At 46.2% G+C, this 22,331-nt stretch carries 21 protein-coding genes; 6 read left to right on the top strand and 15 right to left on the bottom strand.

Translation table 11 applies throughout. From position 1 onward, the window contains the following. Positions 1–148: 148 nt before the first annotated feature. From KHN79_RS17280 to KHN79_RS17270, 3 genes are all read right to left on the bottom strand, one after another. Positions 149–1,243 (bottom strand): hypothetical protein, encoded by a 1,095-nt coding sequence (locus KHN79_RS17280; protein ID WP_182010036.1) that lies wholly within the window; start codon positions 1,241–1,243, stop codon positions 149–151. Continuing rightward, a complete protein-coding gene (locus KHN79_RS17275; protein WP_182010037.1) occupies positions 1,243–2,067 on the bottom strand; it encodes a hypothetical protein in 825 nt (274 codons plus the stop codon). Before KHN79_RS17275 ends, KHN79_RS17280 begins: the two co-directional genes overlap by 1 nt. A gap of 151 nt (positions 2,068–2,218) precedes the next feature. Next, positions 2,219–2,812 (bottom strand): TetR/AcrR family transcriptional regulator, encoded by a 594-nt coding sequence (locus KHN79_RS17270; protein ID WP_182010038.1) that lies wholly within the window; start codon positions 2,810–2,812, stop codon positions 2,219–2,221. A gap of 164 nt (positions 2,813–2,976) precedes the next feature. Here KHN79_RS17270 and KHN79_RS17265 point away from each other — a divergent pair, with 164 nt between their 5' ends. Beyond that, positions 2,977–4,020 carry an alkene reductase gene (locus KHN79_RS17265; protein ID WP_182010039.1) on the top strand — a complete coding sequence of 348 codons (1,044 nt, stop codon included), beginning with the start codon at positions 2,977–2,979 and terminating at the stop codon, positions 4,018–4,020. A 113-nt stretch (positions 4,021–4,133) separates the two neighbouring features. Here the strand turns inward: KHN79_RS17265 and cyoE are convergent, their stop codons facing one another. The 10 genes from cyoE to KHN79_RS17215 form a co-directional block, all read right to left on the bottom strand. Next, a complete protein-coding gene (cyoE, locus tag KHN79_RS17260) occupies positions 4,134–5,048 on the bottom strand; it encodes a heme o synthase (protein WP_211907314.1) in 915 nt (304 codons plus the stop codon). Next, on the bottom strand, positions 5,009–5,320 hold the full coding sequence (cyoD, locus tag KHN79_RS17255) for a cytochrome o ubiquinol oxidase subunit IV (protein ID WP_182010041.1): 312 nt from the start codon (positions 5,318–5,320) through the stop codon (positions 5,009–5,011). Before cyoD ends, cyoE begins: the two co-directional genes overlap by 40 nt. Continuing rightward, positions 5,320–5,928 (bottom strand): cytochrome o ubiquinol oxidase subunit III, encoded by a 609-nt coding sequence (cyoC, locus tag KHN79_RS17250; protein ID WP_182010042.1) that lies wholly within the window; start codon positions 5,926–5,928, stop codon positions 5,320–5,322. The genes cyoD and cyoC overlap by 1 nt, the downstream gene beginning before the upstream one ends. Then, entirely contained in the window at positions 5,918–7,954 is a 2,037-nt protein-coding gene (gene cyoB, locus KHN79_RS17245; RefSeq protein ID WP_182010043.1) for a cytochrome o ubiquinol oxidase subunit I, read from the bottom strand. Before cyoB ends, cyoC begins: the two co-directional genes overlap by 11 nt. A 5-nt stretch (positions 7,955–7,959) precedes the next feature. Beyond that, positions 7,960–8,841 carry a ubiquinol oxidase subunit II gene (gene cyoA, locus KHN79_RS17240; RefSeq protein ID WP_182010044.1) on the bottom strand — a complete coding sequence of 294 codons (882 nt, stop codon included), beginning with the start codon at positions 8,839–8,841 and terminating at the stop codon, positions 7,960–7,962. A 500-nt stretch (positions 8,842–9,341) separates the two neighbouring features. Continuing rightward, positions 9,342–10,241, bottom strand: coding sequence for a 3-hydroxyisobutyrate dehydrogenase (mmsB, locus tag KHN79_RS17235; protein WP_182010045.1), 900 nt, complete (start codon positions 10,239–10,241; stop codon positions 9,342–9,344). 2 nt (positions 10,242–10,243) lie between these two features. Beyond that, entirely contained in the window at positions 10,244–11,377 is a 1,134-nt protein-coding gene (locus tag KHN79_RS17230) for an enoyl-CoA hydratase/isomerase family protein (protein WP_182010046.1), read from the bottom strand. A 208-nt stretch (positions 11,378–11,585) separates the two neighbouring features. Continuing rightward, positions 11,586–12,740 (bottom strand): acyl-CoA dehydrogenase family protein, encoded by a 1,155-nt coding sequence (locus KHN79_RS17225; protein ID WP_182010047.1) that lies wholly within the window; start codon positions 12,738–12,740, stop codon positions 11,586–11,588. 33 nt (positions 12,741–12,773) lie between these two features. Beyond that, positions 12,774–14,270 (bottom strand): CoA-acylating methylmalonate-semialdehyde dehydrogenase, encoded by a 1,497-nt coding sequence (locus KHN79_RS17220; protein ID WP_182010048.1) that lies wholly within the window; start codon positions 14,268–14,270, stop codon positions 12,774–12,776. A 29-nt stretch (positions 14,271–14,299) separates the two neighbouring features. Beyond that, a complete protein-coding gene (locus tag KHN79_RS17215; protein WP_182010049.1) occupies positions 14,300–15,511 on the bottom strand; it encodes a thiolase family protein in 1,212 nt (403 codons plus the stop codon). Positions 15,512–15,769: 258 nt separating this feature from the next. On the opposite strand from KHN79_RS17215, the gene KHN79_RS17210 reads away from it, so the two are divergent. From KHN79_RS17210 to KHN79_RS17190, 5 genes are all read left to right on the top strand, one after another. Then, positions 15,770–16,159, top strand: coding sequence for a MerR family DNA-binding transcriptional regulator (locus KHN79_RS17210; protein WP_182010050.1), 390 nt, complete (start codon positions 15,770–15,772; stop codon positions 16,157–16,159). Between the two features lie 27 nt (positions 16,160–16,186). Beyond that, complete coding sequence (locus KHN79_RS17205) at positions 16,187–17,356, top strand: isovaleryl-CoA dehydrogenase (protein ID WP_182010051.1); 1,170 nt, start codon at positions 16,187–16,189, stop codon at positions 17,354–17,356. Between the two features lie 35 nt (positions 17,357–17,391). Beyond that, the gene (locus tag KHN79_RS17200) at positions 17,392–18,996 is read left to right on the top strand and encodes a carboxyl transferase domain-containing protein (protein ID WP_182010052.1); all 1,605 of its coding nucleotides are present in this window, start codon (positions 17,392–17,394) and stop codon (positions 18,994–18,996) included. A 78-nt stretch (positions 18,997–19,074) separates the two neighbouring features. Beyond that, positions 19,075–19,917: an enoyl-CoA hydratase-related protein gene (locus tag KHN79_RS17195; protein WP_182010053.1), complete on the top strand. Its 843-nt coding sequence runs from the start codon at positions 19,075–19,077 to the stop codon at positions 19,915–19,917. Continuing rightward, complete coding sequence (locus KHN79_RS17190) at positions 19,917–20,819, top strand: hydroxymethylglutaryl-CoA lyase (protein ID WP_182010054.1); 903 nt, start codon at positions 19,917–19,919, stop codon at positions 20,817–20,819. Before KHN79_RS17195 ends, KHN79_RS17190 begins: the two co-directional genes overlap by 1 nt. A gap of 26 nt (positions 20,820–20,845) precedes the next feature. Here the strand turns inward: KHN79_RS17190 and KHN79_RS17185 are convergent, their stop codons facing one another. Together KHN79_RS17185 and KHN79_RS17180 are read right to left on the bottom strand one after the other, a co-directional pair. After that, positions 20,846–21,397, bottom strand: coding sequence for a hypothetical protein (locus KHN79_RS17185; protein ID WP_182010055.1), 552 nt, complete (start codon positions 21,395–21,397; stop codon positions 20,846–20,848). Between the two features lie 49 nt (positions 21,398–21,446). Further along, positions 21,447–22,325, bottom strand: a complete 879-nt coding sequence (locus KHN79_RS17180) for a DMT family transporter (RefSeq protein WP_182010056.1) — start codon at positions 22,323–22,325, stop codon at positions 21,447–21,449. Positions 22,326–22,331 lie beyond the last annotated feature (6 nt).

The following is a 22,331-nucleotide window of genomic DNA, read 5'->3' as shown; positions in this document are numbered from 1 at the left end:
TACTTTTCCCCGTTCAAACTTCATGTCTGAACGCATTGGCAGCTACTTTGACGAAATAAGATGAAGCTTTCGTTACAGGCTTACCCCTAATACATTTTAAAGATATCTATAAAATTTATCACATTAAAATCAGTAGCTTAATTTGATTTCAGCTTATTGATATTGCATTTGGAGATATCTTCAAACGATAAATTGACTGGGTGTTATCTGCATGTTTATCGCTTTCGAAGCCTAAGTGGTCAATAAAGTTTTCTCCTAACACGTTAACCAGCGCATCTTTAATTTTATTACGATTTTGATCGAGCGTTTTCGCTTTTAATCCATTCTGTTTTAGCTCACTTATGGCTCTGCCGTGTCCACCATAAGTTTCCATTAATGTAATCAGCTCATGGCCCATTTTCTCAGAAGGACGATTACTCGGAGGATTAAGTACCCAACCATCACCTTGAGCGCATTTCCGTTTCTTTGCGTACCATAACCAGTAAATAGCAGGAGTGACTGAAATCGGAATAACGACATCATTGACAGCGACATCGACATTCCCATTATTAAGTGTAAAAGATAAGGTAAGTGGTTTGGATGCCTTTTCAAGTAACGCAACTTTGTCCTCTATAGACCTAAGATTCTCTGTTCTCGTCTCCAATAATCTAAACAAGAAATCTTGATTTATCTTATCGCCTGATTTGATGGCACGAAATTGATGAATTGCCTGTTTCCACTGCCTTACTTGCTTAGTTGCCCGTAAGTGTTTTAATAAATTCAAATCATCATGGTTTAAAGGACGTGGTTGAAGGGAAAATAAAAGCATTGATAAAGCAGAGAATAAAATAGAACTCGCAAGCCAGGTTCTGCTTTGTAATTGACACCCGACCTCAACCAAATCACCGGATTGATTAGAAGATAAATCGAGAGAGAATTTGTAGGTTAAGCTCAACGGAGTATTCTTTTGGGATAATTCCTTTATCTGACAAAAATTAAAAATTTGTATCGGGTTTTGCCAGTTGATTTTCTCCAGCAGCCGTTGGCTTTTCAGTCTGAATATAAGCTGTGTTTGTTTTTGTTCCCCACTTTCAGCTCCGTCTAACCATATTTGACTCCTTGCGCTTCGAAGGTCCCCATCCAAATATTGCTCATAGAAAAATTGAGTTAAGTATGCTCCGGTAATAAGAGAAACAACCAAATAAAAGAGCGTCAGACATGTAAAAGATTTCCATTTTTTCAAAGATATATCTTTAACGCGCATTACAAAATCATCCCTAACGCCTGAGTTAATTGGATACGTGTTGTTTGATTAGAACCGAGCTCTGATGAACGAGATAAGTACCACCCACCAGCAGATACATCACTTGCGATAACGTCTTTATAAACATTATTATCAATCTGATTCAAACTGCTGTGATTCGTACCGGCAATCACGTCTACTTCACCTCTCATGAAGGCTTCCTGCATCTGTTTTCGCGTTTGATATAAGATGATTTTAGATGAGGAAAGGTCGAGCGAAAGTCGCTTTAGACTTTGTAACGGAAGCTGATAACCAGAACGGCTAAATGTATCGTTCAAAAGCCCAATTCTATGTGACTTTAAAAACTCGTCATCGATTTCCTGATGGGCAAACCACAACACATCATAGCCACCAAGATTAAGAATTTTCTCGTAGTAGTTGCCGTAATCTGGGCTCAAACCCGCTAGCTGATAATCTCTGCCCCACATAACATCAAACTTTTGTCTGTAGATAGTTTGCGGTGTAACTTGCTGCCTGGGTAGCCAATGAACGGCGATATCTGAATACTGCTGTCCTAATTGTCTTTCGTCACATAGCCTGGACAGCAATGGTAATGCCATCGTATGCGCTGGAATGAGAATATCTAAGCGGGTTTTATTAGCCAGAGATTGACGACTCTGTTGCAGTTCAGCACAAGTTAGCTGGTTAAACGGGGTAGCTTGCGGTAACTCAGTACGGGGAAATTGGATGACCAGAAGCAGCGCAGTAAGTATTAACACGCAACATACTTTGTACACGTGAGGTAATTGGCTGTAGTTCCACATCCGTGTAATCACATCGTTCATAACAAACACTCGTTCCTTCATTTTTGTGAAGAATTTACGTAATTGTTATTACGCCAATATGACAGGCGCTAGCTATGCAGCTTCTTAATCAATATGGTAGGAAAATTCATGGATACTTTAGATTATAAGGCATCCACCTGAGTAAATTTCTTTACTTATAAATACCGCCGCTTTTCAGGCTCTGCATAATTTTATCTACAAGCTGAGCCAAACGAGCGTCGGAGGGCTTGGTATTGGCGAAGGAGCGCAAACCGTAAATGTTCATCACTAGATAATCGCTTAATAATTCACAATCCGCTTCAGGGCCGATCTCATTATTCGCTCTCGCCAGCTCTAACTTCGATTGAATATTATGCTTCCATTGTTTAAGCATATCGCAAATAATTTGCTCGACTTCATCATCTTGATGATTCAGCTCGCTTAACGCATTCTGCAATAAACAGCCTTTACTGTTATCACAGCTACTGAAGTCGATAATGTCATGAAGATAACGTTCAAAACAGGATAGGATATGTTTAGGGTCGTCAAAAAATTGCTCAAATGACTGGGATTTGGTCGTCGCATAGTGATCGAGAGCGGCAAGCAACAATCCTCTTTTGTTCTCAAATGCGCAGTAGATCGAGCCTGGATGCAGCCCAGTAGCACGTTTCAAGTCCTGCATACTGGTCTTGTTATAGCCTTTGGCTATGAACTCATTCATCGCTGAACTTAAAACATATTCTCGGTCGAATTCGGCATTTCTCATCTGACATTTCTCGATTAGCTGGGGTCTGTAACGCTGCAAACACCATAAGTTTACTGGGGTTCATAAGGTTACACAACCTTTTTGAATGAGCGTTCAAAAACATCTTGAATGATCATTCAAAAAAGAGTTAGCATGTGTCCACAGCATTCATAAGGAGCATGCTCATGACAACAACATTATTTGAAACTTATAAGCTCAACGACAAAATCACACTTAAAAACAAGATCGTAATGGCGCCACTAACGCGCTGCATGGCAGATGAAGATCTAGTTCCTACTGATGCAATGGTGGACTACTACGCAAAGCGTGCTGATGCAGGATTGATCATTTCAGAGGCAACGATTATTCGCCCTGATGGTCAGGGTTACCCAAATACTCCAGGACTCTTTACCCAAGCACAGATAACTGGTTGGAAAAAAGTAACCGCCGCGGTTCACGCGAACGGCGGTAAGATCTTTGCACAGCTATGGCATACTGGTCGCGTAGCGCATCCGCATTTCTTCGGTGGCGAGTATGTATTAGCGCCATCTGCAATCGCTTTTGATGGCACCGTTCCTCGTATGCGAGAACTGGTTTACACCGTTCCAAAAGCAGCAAGTCACGAAGAAATTGCTCAATTAGTTGAAGATTATGCACAGGCAGCACAAAATGCGATAGAGGCTGGATTCGACGGTGTGGAGATACATGGCGCAAATGGTTATTTGATCGATCAATTCCTGCATTACAATACGAATCTTCGAACAGACGAGTACGGTGAAACACCGGAAAATATGGCACGCTTCCCACTAGAAGTAATTGATGCGGTCATAGAACGTATCGGTGCCGAGCTGACAGGCTTGCGTGTATCCCCTGCTGGCTACGCACACATGGAAACGGATGTTCGTGACCGTCAGGTATTCGATTACTTCCTACCTGAAGTCGAAAAACGTAATCTGGCTTACCTGCACGAAGGTATGTTCGATGACAGCATGGAGTTTGATTTCCTTGGTGGTAGCGTATCGCAGTACATGCGTTCAACGTACTCTAAAACGCTAATGGGTGTGGGTGGCTATACAGCACAGACTGGCGCAGACGCGATCCAAGCTAATAAATTTGATTTACTCGCGATTGGTCGTCCATTCATCGCAAACCCAGATTACGTAAGCCGAGTTCAGCAAAACCAAGAACTTGTCGAGTACGATGCAGCGATGTTGGAAACACTGGTTTAGTAATTCAACTTAAACGCAATACTAAAAACGGCTCAACATGAGCCGTTTATTTGTTAAATTGCAGAGCAAACCAATAGCCTAGGACTTGTCGGTGCCGAATTGACATCTAACTTTTAGATCGCCAGTGGAAGCAGTTCCACACCTAAAACGCCACTGATGCCCATTACCACCAGCAAAGAAACTTTAAATACCGACTTCGACCAGGAGACGTAGTTATTATCGTCTATGCTGCGGAAGGTAACTTTTGTCCACAAAGAGCAAACCACTGCTGAAACGGCCAAGTATTCGTACCCTGCTTCGCCAAGCAGAAACAGTCCCAGTGACACCACGCCAAAAGCCACCACGTAAGCCTTCATATGACGATGTGCTTTGTGAATGCCCTCTTTCACTGGTAAAACAGGAATACCCGCTTCGCGGTAGTCTTGAATGCGGAACATGGCAATCGCATACGAGTGCGGCATTTGCCACAGGCAGAACATCGTGAACAGCAGTATGGCTTCTAAACTAATGAAGTTTGTCACAGCCAGATAGCCGACTAATGGCGGTACCGCGCCAGAAATACTACCAACTAAAGTGCCATACACGGAATTTCGTTTGTACCACATTGTGTAAAAGAACACGTAGTACACGTAACCGAGAAGGACAACAACGGCTGAAAGCGGATTGGCGAGTTGAAACAGTAAACCCGTTCCAACCAAAAGCAAAACCAAAGCATAAACAAACGCGACATCAATATTGATGTTCCCTTTCGCTAACTCACGGTTCTGAGTGCGCGCCATCTTTTGATCGATATCGCGATCAAAAATATTGTTCACCACGCAACCTGAAGCAATCACAAGCCCCACGCCAGCTAACGTTGTCAGAAACAACATCAAGCTAGCAGGTTCTGTTTTTGCGGCGAGGAAGTACCCCGCCGCAACAGAAATCAGGTTGCCGAAAATAATGCCCGGTTTGGTGATAGACAAATAACTTTTCAGCATACCTTGCCCTATAGCTTCATGTTGACGTTCATGTTGTAGATAATCCAGATCGAACCAGCGATCAGAATAAGTACAACGATGGCAGTAAACATCAGTGAAACCAGATTCCAGCGACCGTCAGATGTCTTCGCTTCCATATGCAGGAAGTATTTGAAGTGGACAAAGATCTGGACCAGTGCACAACCAAACATCACTGCGTATGTCGTTGCCTGAGGCAAAGTTTGCGCCCAGACAAAGTAGAACGGAATCACCGTCAGTATAAGTGATGCAACGAAGCCTTTAACGTAATCAGACGCATTTGTTTCAATATGTTGTCCCATTACATTACCCCCAGTAAGTAAACGATGGTAAAGACACAGATCCAGACAATATCCAGGAAGTGCCAGAACAGGCTCAGGCAGTTAAAACGCATCGCCATGTTATCGTTCAGACCTTTGGTTGACAGCTGGTGATAGGCTACTGCCAGCCAAATCAGACCAAATGACACGTGCAGACCGTGCGTACCTACCAGCGTAAAGAACGCAGAAAGAAACGCACTTGTCTGAGGACCGTAACCTTCTTCGATCAGATGGTGGAACTCGTACACTTCCATGCAGATGAAACCAAGACCCAGTGCAAAAGTAATTTGCAGCCAGCGTTTAAGGCCAGCAACGTCATTACGTTTCATTGCGATCATGCCAAAACCAAAAGTGATACTACTGAACAGCAGCAACATGGTTTCCACAAATACGAAAGGCAGTTCGAAAATCTCTTTGCCTGTAGGGCCTGCAATCGAGTTGCTGGAAAGTACTGCGTATGTTGCAAACAAAGTTGCGAACAATACACAGTCGCTCATCAGGTAAACCCAAAAACCAAACAGCTTATTGCCGTTAGTATCATGGTGGTGATCATGATCGTGGCCATGATGAGCTGCGACATTAGTTTGCATACGTCACCTCCAGATCCTCTTCGCTTTCGTTGTCTTTCACTGAACCTTTCTTCGCTTGTGCAAACTCAGCTCGACGTGCCGCTTCAATCGCTTTGATTTCTTCAACTTCAACGTAGTAATCGACGTCTTCGTTGTAACTGTGTTTTATACAAGTCACGACGATAGCAACCAGACTCAAACCAGCCAGCCACCAGATGTACCAAATCATGCCAAAGCCAAATAGCAGTGACCACGCTGATACATAGATGCCTGTTGCTGTGTTCTTAGGCATGTGAATACGCTCGTATTCGACTTCCTTAGCCGGATCAAACTCTCCGCTTTGTTTCTGGTACCAGAATGCATCCAGAACATCACCTTTTGGAAGATGCGCGAAGTTATAGAACGGCGGTGGTGAAGACGTTGCCCACTCAAGGGTTCTGCCACCCCATGGGTCACCAGTAAGATCGCGGTTTTGCTCACGGTCGCGAATACTCACGTAGATCTGGATGAACTGAGACAATACGCCCAGTGCAATCACTGCCGTACCAGCTGCGGCAACCGCTAACAGTGGGAAGAATTCCGGGTTGATTTCCTGGCTGATACGACGGGTCATACCCATAAAGCCCAGCGCGTATAGCGGAAGGAATGCCATCAGGAAACCAACTATCCAAAGATAGAAGGCACGCTTGCCCCAGGTTTCATTCATGGTGAAACCTGTCGCTTTAGGGAACCAGTAAGTGATTGCAGCAAAACAACCAAATACTACGCCACCGATAATTACGTTGTGGAAGTGTGCAATCAGGAATACTGAGTTATGCAGAACAAAGTCTGCGCCCGGTACTGCCATCAATACGCCCGTCATACCACCAACTGTAAAGGTAATCAGGAATCCTACTGTCCACATCATTGGGGTCGTAAAGCGAATACGGCCTTTGTACATGGTGAACAGCCAGTTGAAGATCTTCACCCCGGTCGGAATAGAAATAATCATCGTAGCGATACCAAAGAAGGCATTTACGTTCGCACCAGAGCCCATGGTGAAGAAGTGGTGCAGCCAAACAACAAACGCCAGAATCGTAATTACAACCGTTGCCCATACAAGCGAGGTGTATCCAAATAGCTTCTTGCGCGAGAACGTTGCCGTTACTTCTGAGAACACACCGAAAATAGGCAGGATCAGGATGTACACTTCCGGGTGACCCCACGCCCAAATCAAGTTGACGTACATCATTACGTTGCCGCCAAGATCATTGGTAAAGAAGTGCATGCCCAAGTATCTGTCGAGCGTCAGTAGCGCGATAGTTACCGTCAGAATCGGGAACGAAATGATGATTAGGATGTTTGCACACAAAGATGCCCAAGTGAAAACAGGCATTTTCATCATTGGCATTGAAGGTGTACGCATACGCAAGATAGTCGCGAAGAAGTTTACACCGGTTAGCGTTGTACCCACACCCGATATCTGTAGTGCCCAAATCCAGTAGTCGACGCCGACTCCCGGGCTTGCCTCTATCCCTGATAATGGCGGATAAGCCAACCAACCAGTACGGCCAAACTCACCAAGACCAAGCGACATGTTTGTCAGAATCACACCGACAATAAACAGCCAGAAGCTCAGGTTGTTCAGGTAAGGGAAAGCCACATCACGTGCGCCGATTTGCAGTGGAACAATGATATTCATCAGACCAATTACTAACGGCATAGCCACGAAGAAAATCATGATTACGCCATGGGCGGTAAAGATTTGGTCATAGTGTTCAGGTGGCAGGTAACCTGCTTCACCCGCAGAGGAAAGCAGCTGCTGACTACGCATCATTACCGCGTCAGCAAAACCACGAATAAGCATTACCATCGCAACTGCGATGTACATAAAGCCAAGTTTTTTGTGATCTACCGAAGTAAACCATTCATTCCACAAATACTGCCATTTGCCAGCTTTAGTAACCGCGTAAACCACGGCCAAACCAACTAAAGCCACTACCGCTAAGGTGATGACAATAATCGGTTCATGGAACGGAATTGAATCCAGAGTTAATCTTCCAAACATTGCGATTATCCTTGGTTTTCAGGCAAACAGTTCATAGAACCAGGGTGCTGAGTCACGACGTTATTGAACAGGAACGGAGGTACGCTTGAGAACAAGGTCACCGGCTCAGCGATACTAGGTTCAGCTAACGTGCTGTACTGTACCCAGTCTTCAATACGATCCGGACTCGCTTTTACTTTTTGCACCCAGTTAAGGAATGCCGCGCGATCAGGCATAGCCGACGCCGTGAACTTCATTTGTGAGAACCCTTCCCCACTGAAGTTCGAAGCAAAGCCCTTGAAATCACCTTCATGGTTAGCAATCAAATTCAGCTTGGTTACCATGCCTGGCATGGCGTAAATCTGACTGCCTAAGCGAGGAATGAAGAACGCGTTCATGATGTTGTCGGACGTTAGTTTGAACTGAACAGGAACATCTTTTGGAAACGCTACGTAGTTAACCGTCGCGATGTTTTCTTCCGGGTAAATGAACAGCCATTTCCAATCCAGTGCTACGACTTCTATCGTTATTGGTTTTACGTCACTGACAAGAGGCTTAGACGGCTCTAGTTCGTGGGTAGAACGCCATGTGATAGCAGCCAGAATCGCAATGATGATGATTGGAATAGTCCATACCACCACTTCAATTTTGGTCGAGTGTGACCACTCCGGGGCGTACTCTTCTTCAGTGTTACTTGCACGGTATCTGTAAGCGAAGTAAATCGTCATCAGAATCACAGGGATCACAACGATCAACATCAGCAAAAGAGCAGTGATAATCAGCTCTTTTTCTTGGACACCGATAGCTCCTTTAGGGTCAAGCAAAGCAGAGTTACATCCTGAGAGCAAAAGTATGACGGATGCCAGACTTCCTCTCGATAAGATGCGTTTGTATCTTGAGGCTTCCATTAACTTTCTCGATGGTTGTCTGGATTAAGGACTTGCGTCCAAAACCAGTTGTTATAGTCATTAGAATGTTTATGTGTTGAGCATGTGAAACACTGGAGATCAAAATATAAAACCACATTAACAGCATGTGTTTATTGTTACATTTTGAAATACAATGTTACATTCGGCCGCATTATGAGGATTTGAAAGTTAAAGCTCACGAGTCATATCTGAAAACTAACATTGCATTAATCAACAAATCAGTTAGGAAGCTAAGTGTTTGTGTGGTTTATTTAGATAGCAGCGGGAAACCCTTGAGGCCTTACAGAAAGGGGCTTTAATGTATGAGAAAAAGGATATTCTGTGACGAAAAAGTCACTCCGGATCGACAAGCGAACTGGACAAAATGCAAACCAACAAAGTGTGATGTAAATCAACTTTACGATTTCACACAATTGTCACATGGTATTTAGACGACAAAGAACGTGATATGGACCTTTTTTAGACCCTGATCCAACTGATTATTTCTTTTGATAAAACTCAAACAGACTTGAGAAATCGAGCTCTTCGTTGCCATTCGCATTATGAAACGCATACAGATTACGAGCGAGCGATCCCATCGGTACCGATGAATGTGTCTGCAACGCTGCATCTAACCCTAAGCCCAAATCTTTCAGCATTAACTTACTCATAAAGCCAGGTTGATACTGATGACTTGCGGGAGAGCTCTCCATCACTCCCGGGCATGGATTGTACAGCTCTAGTGCCCAGTTTCTCCCTGAACTTTGCATCATAATATTCGACAAAACCTTCGGATCCAGACCGTGGTCAATGCCAAGGTTCAGCGCTTCGCAAGTACCTGACATTAAGATGCCGAGCATTAAGTTATTACAAATCTTCGCCATTTGGCCGTCCCCTGCTTTACCGGCATGGAACACGTTTTTACCCATGTAGCGTAAAATTGCATTGGCTTTGGAAAACGCCTCATCCGAACCGCCCACAATAAACGTCAGGGTTGCTGCTTTTGCCCCGGTGACGCCACCAGAGACAGGAGAATCGACAAACAACAGCTGTCTGTTAGCCGCTTCGTTAGCCACTAATCGTGCAGAGTCAGGATCAATGGTTGAGCAATCAATTAATAATGTATTCGGAGCCACTAGATGAAGTACCCCTATCGCACCATGTAAGTCACCAAGGTAGACACTTCTGACCTGAGTCGCCGTTGGCAGCATAGTGATGACGATACTCGCTCCACCAATAACTTGCTGAAGAGAGCCAGCAACAACAGCGCCAAATGTCTCAAGTTTTCGTGCTGCTGCTATGTCCGAGTCAAACACCTGAACATTGAATCCCGAGGCCAGCAGGTTCTGTGCCATAGGGCTACCCATATTACCTAACCCGATAAATGCGATTGTACTCATGATTAATCTCCTTCAGCTCCTAACCCTGATAACGGATGTTCATCTTTAGCCCACAACGAGTTAAAAAGCGTATCAATAAGATCCTCATCGACTTCCGAAATACTTTTAAACATCCAATTTGGTTCGCCATCACGGTCGATAAGTCTCGCGCGAACGCCTTCTTCAAATTCTCCCAGTAATGCACCGCGAACGGATAACGTAAGCTCTAAGCGGAAGCAATCTGCAAGCGGCAAACTGTGGAATTCTTTGATTTGTCTGAAGACGATATGAGCCGTAATTGGGCTGCCGGTAGCGAAAGCGTTTTTAGCATTTTCTAACCACTGATTGGTATTATCCATTGCCATGATCCGCTGTCCGATAAGTTCTAAATCGAAGCCTTTACACGCCTCTTTAATTTGCTCCAAACACGGGCAAATTTGTGTGACGGGCTTACTGTCGATAATTTCGTCTTCCAGCAATGCCAACAAAGCGTCAACCAGTACCGTTGCTTTCTCGGTACCCCAAGATATCCTCTGTAGTTCTTTCAGTAAGGTCGGGAAATGCTCTTCTAGCAACAACCAGTCAGCGAACCCTATAGTGACAGCGTCACTTGAATTTACTATTGCCCCGGTCAAACCAAGGAACAGACCCACATCAGGATCTATCTGGCTCAGAAACCATGTACCACCAACATCAGGGTAGAGACCAATGTTGACTTCTGGCATTGCCAAGCGAGATGTAGGTGTAACCACCTTATGACTCGCGCCCATAAAGAGCCCCATCCCTCCTCCCATAACAATCCCTTCTCCCCAGGCTATCACTGGCTTGTTATAGGTGTGGATGAGATAATCACACTCATACTCTAACGTGAAGTAACGAGTACAAAAATCTGCTGTCGCATCTTTGCCCTCTTTGTGCATGACGTGATAAATAGCCCTAACGTCACCGCCCGCACAGAACGCTTTTTCTCCCGCCCCGGACAGCACTACGCAGACTAAATGGGGATCATCTTTCCATTTAACTAATTGCTCATGGAGCTGGGACAACATGTCATAAGTCAACGCATTTAAAGACGACGTGTTATCCAGAGTCGCAACACCAACCCTGTGGATACCGTCCAGACAATCCATTTCAGTGATCGTTACTGTCCCCGCCATTTGGCCTCCTATTGGTTCATCCAATTCGGTTGACGTTTCTCAAGAAAGGCAAACAGCCAACGAGTCGCCAGTTCCACTGCTTGGTTCAGCGCCTTTCCCTTTACTAATAACTCTCTGCTAAGCCCAGTTCTTTTGGCATGCTTGCGCTGATTTGTTGCGTAGATGACATAGCCTGAAACCTCCTAATTGGACATGTTTAAACGCAGAATCAAAGTAACGCTGACTCTTCTGACAGCAAGCGACGTGCAATAATCAGACGCATGATCTCATTAGTACCTTCCAGAATCTGGTGTACACGAACGTCACGGAAGTAACGCTCCAACGGGTACTCCTTGATATAGCCGTAACCGCCATATATCTGTAACGCTTGATCGCAGATTTGAAAGCCGACGTCGGTAGCAAATCGTTTTGCCATTGCGCAATAAGCCGTTGCGTCGCTATCACCCTTATCCAGCTTGCTAGCTGCATATCGCACGAGTTGTCTTGCTGCGACCAGTTCAGTTGCCATATCGGCTAACTTAAATTGCAACGCTTGCAACTGAGCCAATGGTTTACCAAACTGTTTACGTTCCTGCATGTACTGAGTAGCGTGATTGAGTGCCTGTTGAGCAGTACCTACCGAACATGTAGCGATGTTGATTCGTCCACCGTCCAGCCCTTTCATTGCAAAGACAAACCCTTGCCCTTCTTCACCCAATATTTGACTGGCGGGAACGGCAACGCTTTCAAAAGTCACGGCACGGGTCGGCTGACTGTTCCAGCCCAATTTAGGCTCTTTACGTCCGTAACTGATACCTTTCGCGTTTGCCTCGACTACAAAAGCTGAAATACCTTTTGCGCCCGAGTCTCCGGTTCTTGCCATGACGACTAAAACGTCGGTACCTCCTGCGCCTGAGATAAAGGTCTTGCTGCCATTGAGAATATACTGGCCACCCTTTCTCGTCGCGGAAGTCGTCAGTGACGCGGCATCTGAACCTGCGTTAGGCTCCGTCAGACAGTAAGAGCCTAACCATTCACCAGTAATTAACTTAGGGCAAAATCGTTGTTTAACGTCATCACTGGCAAAGCTGCCTATCATCCAAGTGACCATATTATGAATGGTCATAAACGCCGTTGTTGAGGTGCAGCCCATGGATAATTGTTCAAAAATGATTGAGGTATCCAAGCGACTCAAACCTAAGCCGCCTTGCTCTTCCGGTGTATAGAGACTTAAAAAACCTAACTCACCTGCTTCACGCAACACCTCTTTGGGAAAGATCTGTTTTTCGTCCCATTCCGCAGCCATCGGGGCTAGACATTCGGTCGCAAACTGCTCAGCGGTATCAGCAAACGCTCGTTGGTCGTCGCTGAGTTCAAAATCCATATAAGCCCCCTACCATTAAGGTGACGTAAAGTCTTAACGTAGCTGAATCGTCAGGTTTGGTCCGCCAGGAAGGTCATCATCGAACCAACGCGAAGTGACGGTTTTCGTTTCGGTATAGAATCGGACCGCCTGTTTTCCATAAGCGTGCAAATCCCCATAGAAACTGCCGCGCCACCCAGTAAATGAAAAGAATGGTAACGGAACTGGGATAGGTACATTGATACCGACCTGACCAACCTGAATCTCATGCTGATATTTTCGCGCCGCAGCGCCACTCGCGGTAAAAATCGACGTTCCGTTGCCGTATGGGTTGCGGTTGACGACATCAATCGCCTCTTGCAAGGTGTCAACTTCCATACAAACCAAGACGGGACCAAAGATCTCCTGGGTGTAAATCGACATACCCGTTGTTACTCCGCTGAATAGCGTCGGCCCCACCCAATTCCCGTCAGGGAAACCATCCACTTCGCACTGACTGCCATCAAGTTCACAAACTGCGCCTTGCTGCTTACCCAGCTCAATCAAACCTAATACCCGTTGTTTGGCCTGCTCGCTGATCAGCGGCCCATAAGCGGCATCTTCATCATCCCAGGCACCCGGGTGCACTTTTGCCATCTCATCCTTAAGCTCTGCAATCCACTCTTTCGACTCACCGACAAAGACAGCTACTGATATTGCCATACAGCGTTGACCCGCAGCACCGACCGACGAACCAACTAAATTATTTAGCACTTGTTCCTTGTTAGCATCCGGCATAATCACCATGTGATTTTTTGCGCCGGCAAAAGCCTGTACACGTTTAAAGTGCTGTGTACCCGTGGTGTAGATGTATTGAGCTACGGGGACGGAACCAACAAAGGAAATCGCCCGAATATCGTGATGAGCAAGCAGAAAGTCCACTTGCTCCTTACGGCCATGTACAATTTGCAACACGCCTTTTGGTGCCCCTGCTTGCTCAAAAATCTCAGCGAGTCGAATAGAAGTGAGAGGCACTTGCTCTGAAGGTTTAAGAACAAAGGTATTACCGCTGGCAATCGCAATCGGGAACATCCATAACGGAATCATTGCCGGAAAATTAAACGGGGTTATACCGCAACATACCCCTAAAGGTTGAATGATCGAGTAGCTGTCGATATCACTCGCGACATTTTCAACCGTTTCACCCATAAGATTGCTGGCAATGCTGGCGGCTTGCTCAACAACTTCGATTCCGCGCCAAACATCCCCTTTCGCGTCGGCTAATGTTTTACCCGTTTCATGGGAAAGTAAAACCGCCAGTTCATCGTGATGCTCTTTCAACAAATGTTGGTAGCGGAGCATTAATCTCGCACGTTCAGAAACCGCCACCTCTTTCCAGGTTTTAAACGTCGCTTTAGCGCTGTCGATTGCAGCGTGCATCTCCTCATTCGTTGAGCACGGAACATAAGCAATGACATCGTTAGTTGCCGGATTGGTCACTTCCACCCAATCTGCGGTTTGCGATTCACGAAACTCACCACCAATAAACAGAGGAACAAAACGAGTTGTCATATCCCACTCCTTTTCTGATATTTCTTAATCTAAAGTGGTATCTCGATACCGATTGCCGTTGCTTCTCCACCACCAATACAGATTGCGGCAATCCCTCTTACTGCCTTTTTAGTGCCTGAATCACCATCCACACCCAATGCCTGCAACTGACGCAGACTGTGAATTAAGGTCACCAGAATTCGGGCTCCGCTTGCACCGATTGGATGCCCGAGTGCACACGCTCCGCCCTTAATGTTTACTTTACTGGGATCGAGGCCCAGTTCAGCGATAGCGATTTGAGTGACAACAGCGAAGGCTTCGTTAATCTCCCACAGATCAATCTCATCTATCGACCAATCGAGTTGCGATAATAACTGCTCAATCGCATAGACTGGAGCGAGAGTAAATTCTGCAGGTTCTCTGGCGTGCGTTGAATGGCCCTTGATTGCAGCCAGTGGTGAGAGGTGATGATGCTGAGCAGTTTCTGCGTCCATCAGGACGAGTGCAGCAGCGCCATCTGAAATTGCGCTTGAGTTAGCGGCGGTGACAGAGCCATGAATATCAAATGCGGGTTTAAGTCGGGCAATTTTTTCGAAGTCTATTGAACGTGGGTGTTCATCGTAGTCCAAGACCGTATTCGACGCTTTGCTGCGAATTTCAACCGGGGAGATTTCCTCTTCAAACAGCCCTTGCTCTTGCGCTTCTAACGCTCGTGCCGCGGACATCGCTGCCCATTCATCCATTTTCGTGCGGCTAAACTTGAGCCTGTCTGCGATTTGCTGAGCGTATACGCCCATCAAAAGCCCTTCGTAGGCATCTTCTAATCCATCTAAGAACATATGATCGTAAACCGATTGATGCCCCATTCGCATCCCGCTCCTGGCTTCTTTCATTAGATAAGGGGCGTTAGTCATACTCTCCATGCCACCAGCGACGGCACTATGTATAGTACGAGCCTTAATCAAATCATGAGCAAGCATTACGCTCTTCATTCCGGAGCCACATACTTTGTTGATAGTGGTGCAGCCTGTAGAGATTGGCAGTTCGGCTTCTAGCGCCGCCTGCCGTGCTGGAGCCTGACCGCAACCCGCGGGTAACACGCAGCCCATAAACACTTCATCTACTGATGTTATCTCCGCTTGTTGGAGAGCAGCTTTAATCGCAATGGCCCCTAATGCAGGCGCGGAGAGGGTTTGTAGCCGGCCCTGAAAGCGTCCGATCGGTGTTCTTTTCGCACTGACAATCCAGATGTCGTTTTCCATGATTCCACATCCTTTAACGATGTATCACAGCGTACGAATTTGCCCATCACACTCGCTATCAAAACCTTTCAAACCAACTTAAGTTTCCAATATAACGACGAATCTTTCGCACTGTGATTTCTTGACGTTTACGTAAGCATAGCACTAGCCTTTACAGTGAGGTAAAGAAACAAATTGATAAAAACAATATTTTCCTCCGACCTTTCACCACAAGGTCCGACTTCGAGAAGCTGGATTCCAGATTGAGGTAAGTGTGTGATGGAAAAATACAAAATTAGCGACCTTGCTAAAGAGTTTGAGATTACGACTCGCAGCATCCGATTCTATGAGGATGTCGGACTCATTGAGCCTGAACGTAAAGGTAATATGCGGGTATATCAGCGCAGAGACAAAGTCCGTTTAAAACTGATATTACGAGGGAAACGACTCGGTTTCTCACTCGCCGAAATTCGCGAACTTTTTGAACTTTATGACCTTCAACAAACCGATGAGCAGCTACTTAAAATGCTCAATATCATTGAAGAAAAACAAGCTCTGCTACAGCAACAGATGAATGATATTAACGTTGTGATGGGTGAGTTAAACGCAGCTAAAGAGCGATGCTTACAAACGTTGCAGAAGCACAATAAAATATCCACGCATCTCTGACTTTTATCCTGTTACAGGGGAAATGTTATGAAATCTGCTTACACCCCACTCAATTTTGGTCTTGGCGAGACCATTGATATGCTCCGCGACCACGTCAATGCCTTTGCTGCAGAGCATATCACCCCAATTGCTGCGCATATCGATCACAACAATCAATTCCCCGATTATTTGTGGCCGCTTTTTGGTGAAATGGGACTACTGGGTGTCACTGTAGATGAAGAATACGGCGGCGCAGGTATGGGCTATCTCGCTCATGTCGTTGCTATGGAAGAAATCAGTCGTGCTTCAGCTTCTGTCGGACTTAGCTATGGTGCCCATTCCAACCTCTGCGTGAATCAAATTTTCCGAAATGGTACCCCTGCTCAACGTGAGAAATACTTACCCGGTTTAATCGACGGTTCTGATATCGGTGCGTTGGCTATGAGTGAGCCAAACGCAGGTTCTGATGTCATAAGCATGCAACTTAAAGCGGAGAGTAAAGGCGATCACTTTGTACTGAACGGCAGTAAAATGTGGGTCACTAACGGACCGGATGCGGATGTACTGGTCGTTTACGCGAAAACAGATCCAGACGAAGGATCTCGGGGAATAACCGCCTTTATTATCGAAAGAGAGTTTGCTGGATTCCGCGATGCGCAGAAGCTCGACAAATTGGGGATGCGCGGATCCAACACTTGTGAACTCGTGTTTAAGAACTGTTCCGTTCCCAAAACAAACATTCTCGGTGAACTGAATCGTGGTGTGGAAGTATTAATGAGTGGTCTTGACTATGAACGAGTAATCCTCGCAGGCGGCCCGTTGGGAATAATGCAGGCTTGCATGGATATCGTCGTGCCTTACGTTCACGAGCGTAAGCAGTTCGGTCAATCAATTGGTGAGTTTCAGTTAGTCCAGGGCAAGCTCGCCGACATGTATTCACGCATGAACGCCGCTAAATCCTACGTCTACACCGTCGCTTCAGCTTGTGACCGAGGCGAATGCACGCGTAAAGATGCGGCAGGCGTTATCTTGTACAGCGCAGAACTCGCCACACAAATGTCACTAGATGCGATACAACTACTCGGCGGTAATGGTTACGTCAACGAATATCCTACCGGAAGACTGCTACGAGATGCCAAGCTGTATGAAATCGGCGCGGGTACCTCAGAGATTCGCCGCATGTTAATAGGACGAGAGTTGTTCGAAGAGTCACGCTAACCATACAGTCACCTTTCTGTGAAAACGGAGTCTCCATGGCAATCATAAAAAGTAAAACCAAGCCAAATGACGATCTGTTTCTTTCTAACAAAGCGGCAATGGAGGAACTAGTAAATAAACTCCATAGCGACATTGAAACCATCAGGCAAGGCCGCGGTGAAAAAGCCATTTTACATCAGAGAAAAAAAGGAAAGCTCCCTGTACGTGAGCGTATAAACAAATTACTCGATGATGAGAGTGAGTTCCTTGAAATCGGCCAGTTCGCTGCCTGGGAGGTATATGAAGAGCCCATACCATGCGCTGGCGTTGTGGCTGGTATAGGTAAGATTGCGGGGATTCAATGCATGGTAATCGCTAATGACCCTTCGGTTAAAGGCGGTACCTACTACCCACTTACAGTAAAGAAACACCTGCGAGCGCAGGAGATTGCACAGCGCTGCCGATTACCCTGCGTTTATCTGGTCGATTCGGGCGGCGCCAACCTCCCGCATCAGTCTGAAGTCTTCCCAGACAAAGACCACTTTGGACGAATCTTTTTCAATCAGGCCAGAATGTCAGCCAAAAGCATTCCGCAAATTGCCGTTGTAATGGGCCTTTGCACCGCAGGAGGAGCCTATGTCCCCGCCATGGCTGACGTCTCCATCATGGTTAAAGAACAAGGTACCATCTTTCTCGCGGGCCCACCGCTGGTTAAAGCAGCAACCGGAGAAGTCGTGACCGGAGAAGAGCTAGGCGGCGCTGATGTCCATTGCCGGAAATCCGGTGTCGCAGATTACTATGCAGAAAATGATGAGCATGCCCTAATGCTCGCGCGTGAGGCTATTGCTAACGCCAATCAACCCAAAGTCCGCAAAGCCGAACACACAATCCTACCCCCTCGCTACAATGCAGAAGAGATCTACGGCATCGTTAACGCCAACCTGCGATTATCATTTGATGTAAGAGAAATCATTGCGCGTATTGTTGATGACTCAGACTTCGATGAGTTCAAAGCGCTGTACGGCAGAACCCTGGTTTGCGGCTTCGCCCGACTACACGGACACTTGATTGGCATTATTGCTAACAACGGCATCCTGTTCTCTGACTCTTCGCAAAAAGGCGCACACTTTATAGAACTGTGTACTAAACGTAAAACGCCCCTGCTCTTTTTACAAAATATCACCGGCTTTATGGTCGGTAAGAAAGCAGAGGAAGAAGGCATAGCCAAACATGGCGCGAAGCTTGTCATGGCGGTTGCATGTGCGGAAGTACCGAAATTTACTATTATCATTGGTGGATCTTACGGTGCAGGAAACTACGGAATGTGTGGCAGAGCTTATGACCCAACTATGATTTGGATGTGGCCAAACGCCAGAATATCAGTAATGGGAGGTGAGCAGGCAGCCGGAGTATTAACGCAAGTTCGTAAAGGCATAAAAGAGCGTCAGGGAGAAAGTTGGTCAGAACAAGAAGAACACACATTTCGAGAATCGATCATAGACTTATATGAGACTCAGGGGCACCCGTACTACGCGAGCGCAAGATTATGGGACGACGGGATTATCGATCCAAAAAATACCCGCCAAGTTTTGGCTCAGGCGCTCAATGCCGCGCTTAATGCCCCCATAGCTGACAGTGAGTTTGGCATTTTTCGCATGTGAGAATGCAGGATGAGCGAAAGCGGTATGTAAATACACCAGATACAGATAAGGCTAATTTTTTAATAAAGGAAAAGCATCATGCAGGAACTACAACCACGCATCATTCCTAACGCCAAAAGGCAAGATGATGTGCTTTGGCAGGTCGATGACTATGGCGTAGCGACCATCACCATCAACAGAACCCAAAAACACAACGCTTTTGATGCTTGTATGATTGATCTTCTTATACATCGGCTCGACTATCTGGCCCTGAGGAATGATGTCCGTTGCTTGATCCTGCGCAGCAACGGAGAGCACTTCTCTTCTGGTGCGGATTTGAGCTGGATGAAGTCCATGGCAAACAGTACCCGCTCAGAAAACCTCATTGATGCACTAAACCTCGCTCGACTTATGGAGACATTGGATACTTTTCCCCAGCCAACGGTTGCTGTCGTTCAAGGCTCTGCATTTGGGGGAGCGTTAGGTTTAATATGCTGTAGTGATATCGCCATCGCCTGCAAGAACGCCAGTTTTTGTTTGAGTGAAGTAAAACTAGGTCTGGTTCCCGCGACAATTACCCCTTATGTAATGCGTGCTATGGGCAACCGCCAAGCACGCCGCTACATATTAAGCGGCGAAGTGATTTCCGCCGTTGATGCGGAGCGTTTCGGTATTGTTCATGAACTTATAGAATACGATGAAATAGAATCTGCACTTCAGAAGGTGATTGACTCTCTTATTCTGAACAGTCCAGATGCCATGCGTAAGGCAAAAGCCTTGTGCCAGCAATGCCATCAAAACCCGATTGATGATGATCTTATTTTTTACACCAGCAGAGTGATTGCAGACATTCGTGTTTCCCCTCAGGGGCAAGAGGGCTTGCAAGCCTTTCTTGAGAAACGCTCTCCACATTGGGTACATAGTTCAGATAAGGAGGAATGATGACGCTTCCTTCCAAGGTACAAATTGTCGAAGTGGGTGCGCGAGACGGCTTGCAAAATGAGCCGCCCGTATCAAGACAAGCGAAGATAAGGCTAATCAACTTGTTATCCGACACTGGGCTCACTCACATAGAATCAGGATCATTTGTCTCGCCTAAATGGGTGCCACAAATGGCCGATTCTAAAGAGGTGATGCAGGCAATCACACGTCGGAATAAGGTGATCTATTCTGCCCTTACCCCAAACATATCTGGCTTCGAGCAAGCCCTAGAAGCAGGCGCAAATCAGGTTGCTGTTTTCACTTCCGCTTCTGACGGGTTTTGCAAGCACAATATTAACTGTTCGATTGGAGAAAGCCTGACTCGATTCGAACCGGTAATGGAGCTGGCCACTAAACATGATATTCCGGTAAGAGGTTATTTGTCGTGTACTATCGACTGTCCGTATGACGGAGCAACCAGTCCTAAGCAAGTGGCGAAAATAGCCAACAGCCTCATTGACATGGGCTGTTATGAGGTGTCACTGGGCGACACAATCGGAACGGGGACTCCCAATCGTGTCAGAGAGATGCTTTATGCCGCTATGACGAATATACCAAGCCAGCAATTAGCCGTTCACTTTCATGATACCTGGGGGCAAGCACTCGCAAATATTTATCTGGCGTTAACGATGGGAATCAACACCATTGACAGCAGCGTAGGCGGGCTTGGAGGCTGCCCTTATGCACATGGCGCTTCAGGAAATGTGGCAACAGAAGATGTCCTCTACCTTTGTCAGGGGCTAGGCATCGAAACCGGAGTAGACTTAGAACTGTTAGCAAAAGCGGGATGGATGATAAGCGAAGAGTTACATCGTCAACCGACATCTAAAGTGTCGCTGGTATTACGACACCGCTTTGGATAAGCAACCCCGCTAACTCCAAGCTACCGCTACACCTCATAGTTAGCTTTGATGCCAATGTCGTAATAAAGCGGCATTCGCCATTTCGCGATGGATAAATACCCCATAATGAAACCCGCTATCATCATCGCTATAGCAGCGACAACCTGGAAGCCAAAACAAAGTGCGAAGGTACTCACCGCAAAAAGTACGGGGACTAGTTTTAAACCCGGTACCTTGAAGCAATAAGACTCTTTAAGTGCAATACCCGAGAATGTCACAAAAACAAACCCAAGAGACAACCATACCCGGTTCAACTCAAAATCACTAAGCATGAGCACCAAAGCAACCCAGCTTGACCAACTAATGACCAGGCGGACTGTTTTACTGTATATGTGAACATTTGCGGCCGACAACGCCGCAGCAATAGAAATCATAACAAGCGCACTTCGGTAGTGCTCACCCAGCCCGCTAAACCAGCCGAATGCCATTGCAGAAAATCCAATCAAAGAGACAGAAAACAGACTGATGCCGGCACGGTACAAACTGACACTCAGTTTATCCCAAAAATCCAGCGTTTCCTGATGGTCGATATCTGCCATGAGTAAATTCCTTTACTTAACTCACCCGTTTTTCTACCTCTAGCTTAGGCTAAATACGTTTTGGAAAACGGAACCTGCCGCCAGTTCGATAAATCACGAGAGAAAACAGAATCAGTAAACAACCAATAAGCTTGTTGGTCGTCAGCACTTCTCCATACCAAAGGATACTCAGCACCACCGTCCAAACTGGCTCTAAAATCATAATCAATGCAGCATTACCGGCCTGAACAAACTTCTGTCCCATGGTTTGCATCACATAGCGTAAGCTGGTTGCAAGCAAGGTACTAAGCGCAAACCACCACCAAATTGATGAATCTACTTCACTCGGAAATGACTCCATAAAATAGGAAACAACCAAACCCAGGCAGCCCGCCGAAAATAGCTGAAGACAAGTAAGCAATAAAACTGGCAGCTTTTGTGAGTACTTGCTGTTTACATTAAAGTGTAACGCTAGGATAAGCGCTGCGCCAAGAAACCAAAGCTGACTAGCCGACTGCTTCCATCCATCCGCAAGTGAAAGGCACGCTAACCCGAGAACCGCGATAGGTAATGACACCCAGAATATACGCTGTGGCCTTTGACGGAACATAACCCAGGCAATAACAGGGACGAAAAGCATAGACAGGCTCATGATAAACGCCCCCTCGCCCAAGGTGTCACTTATTGAAATAGCATAAATCCATGTCATTACTGCACTGCCAAGCAGAAGACCAACACAGCTTGCCGCAAAAACATCTCTCATATTGGCAGATAGCAGCGGTCGGTAACATAGAGGGAGTAAACAGAGTGACGCGATGGTAAAGCGGGCACCGATAAAGCCGAACGGAGGAAGCCCTTGTATAGTCTCTTTCGAAAAGATCCAACCGAGTGCTGCGAGCATAGTGGTGACAATCAGAATGATCGTCGCTTTACGTTCTGAATTAAGCATAGTTAC

It is taken from the genome of Vibrio sp. B1FLJ16 (assembly GCF_905175385.1).
Taxonomy (GTDB): domain Bacteria; phylum Pseudomonadota; class Gammaproteobacteria; order Enterobacterales; family Vibrionaceae; genus Vibrio.
This window is presented reverse-complemented; position numbering and strand designations above follow the sequence as displayed.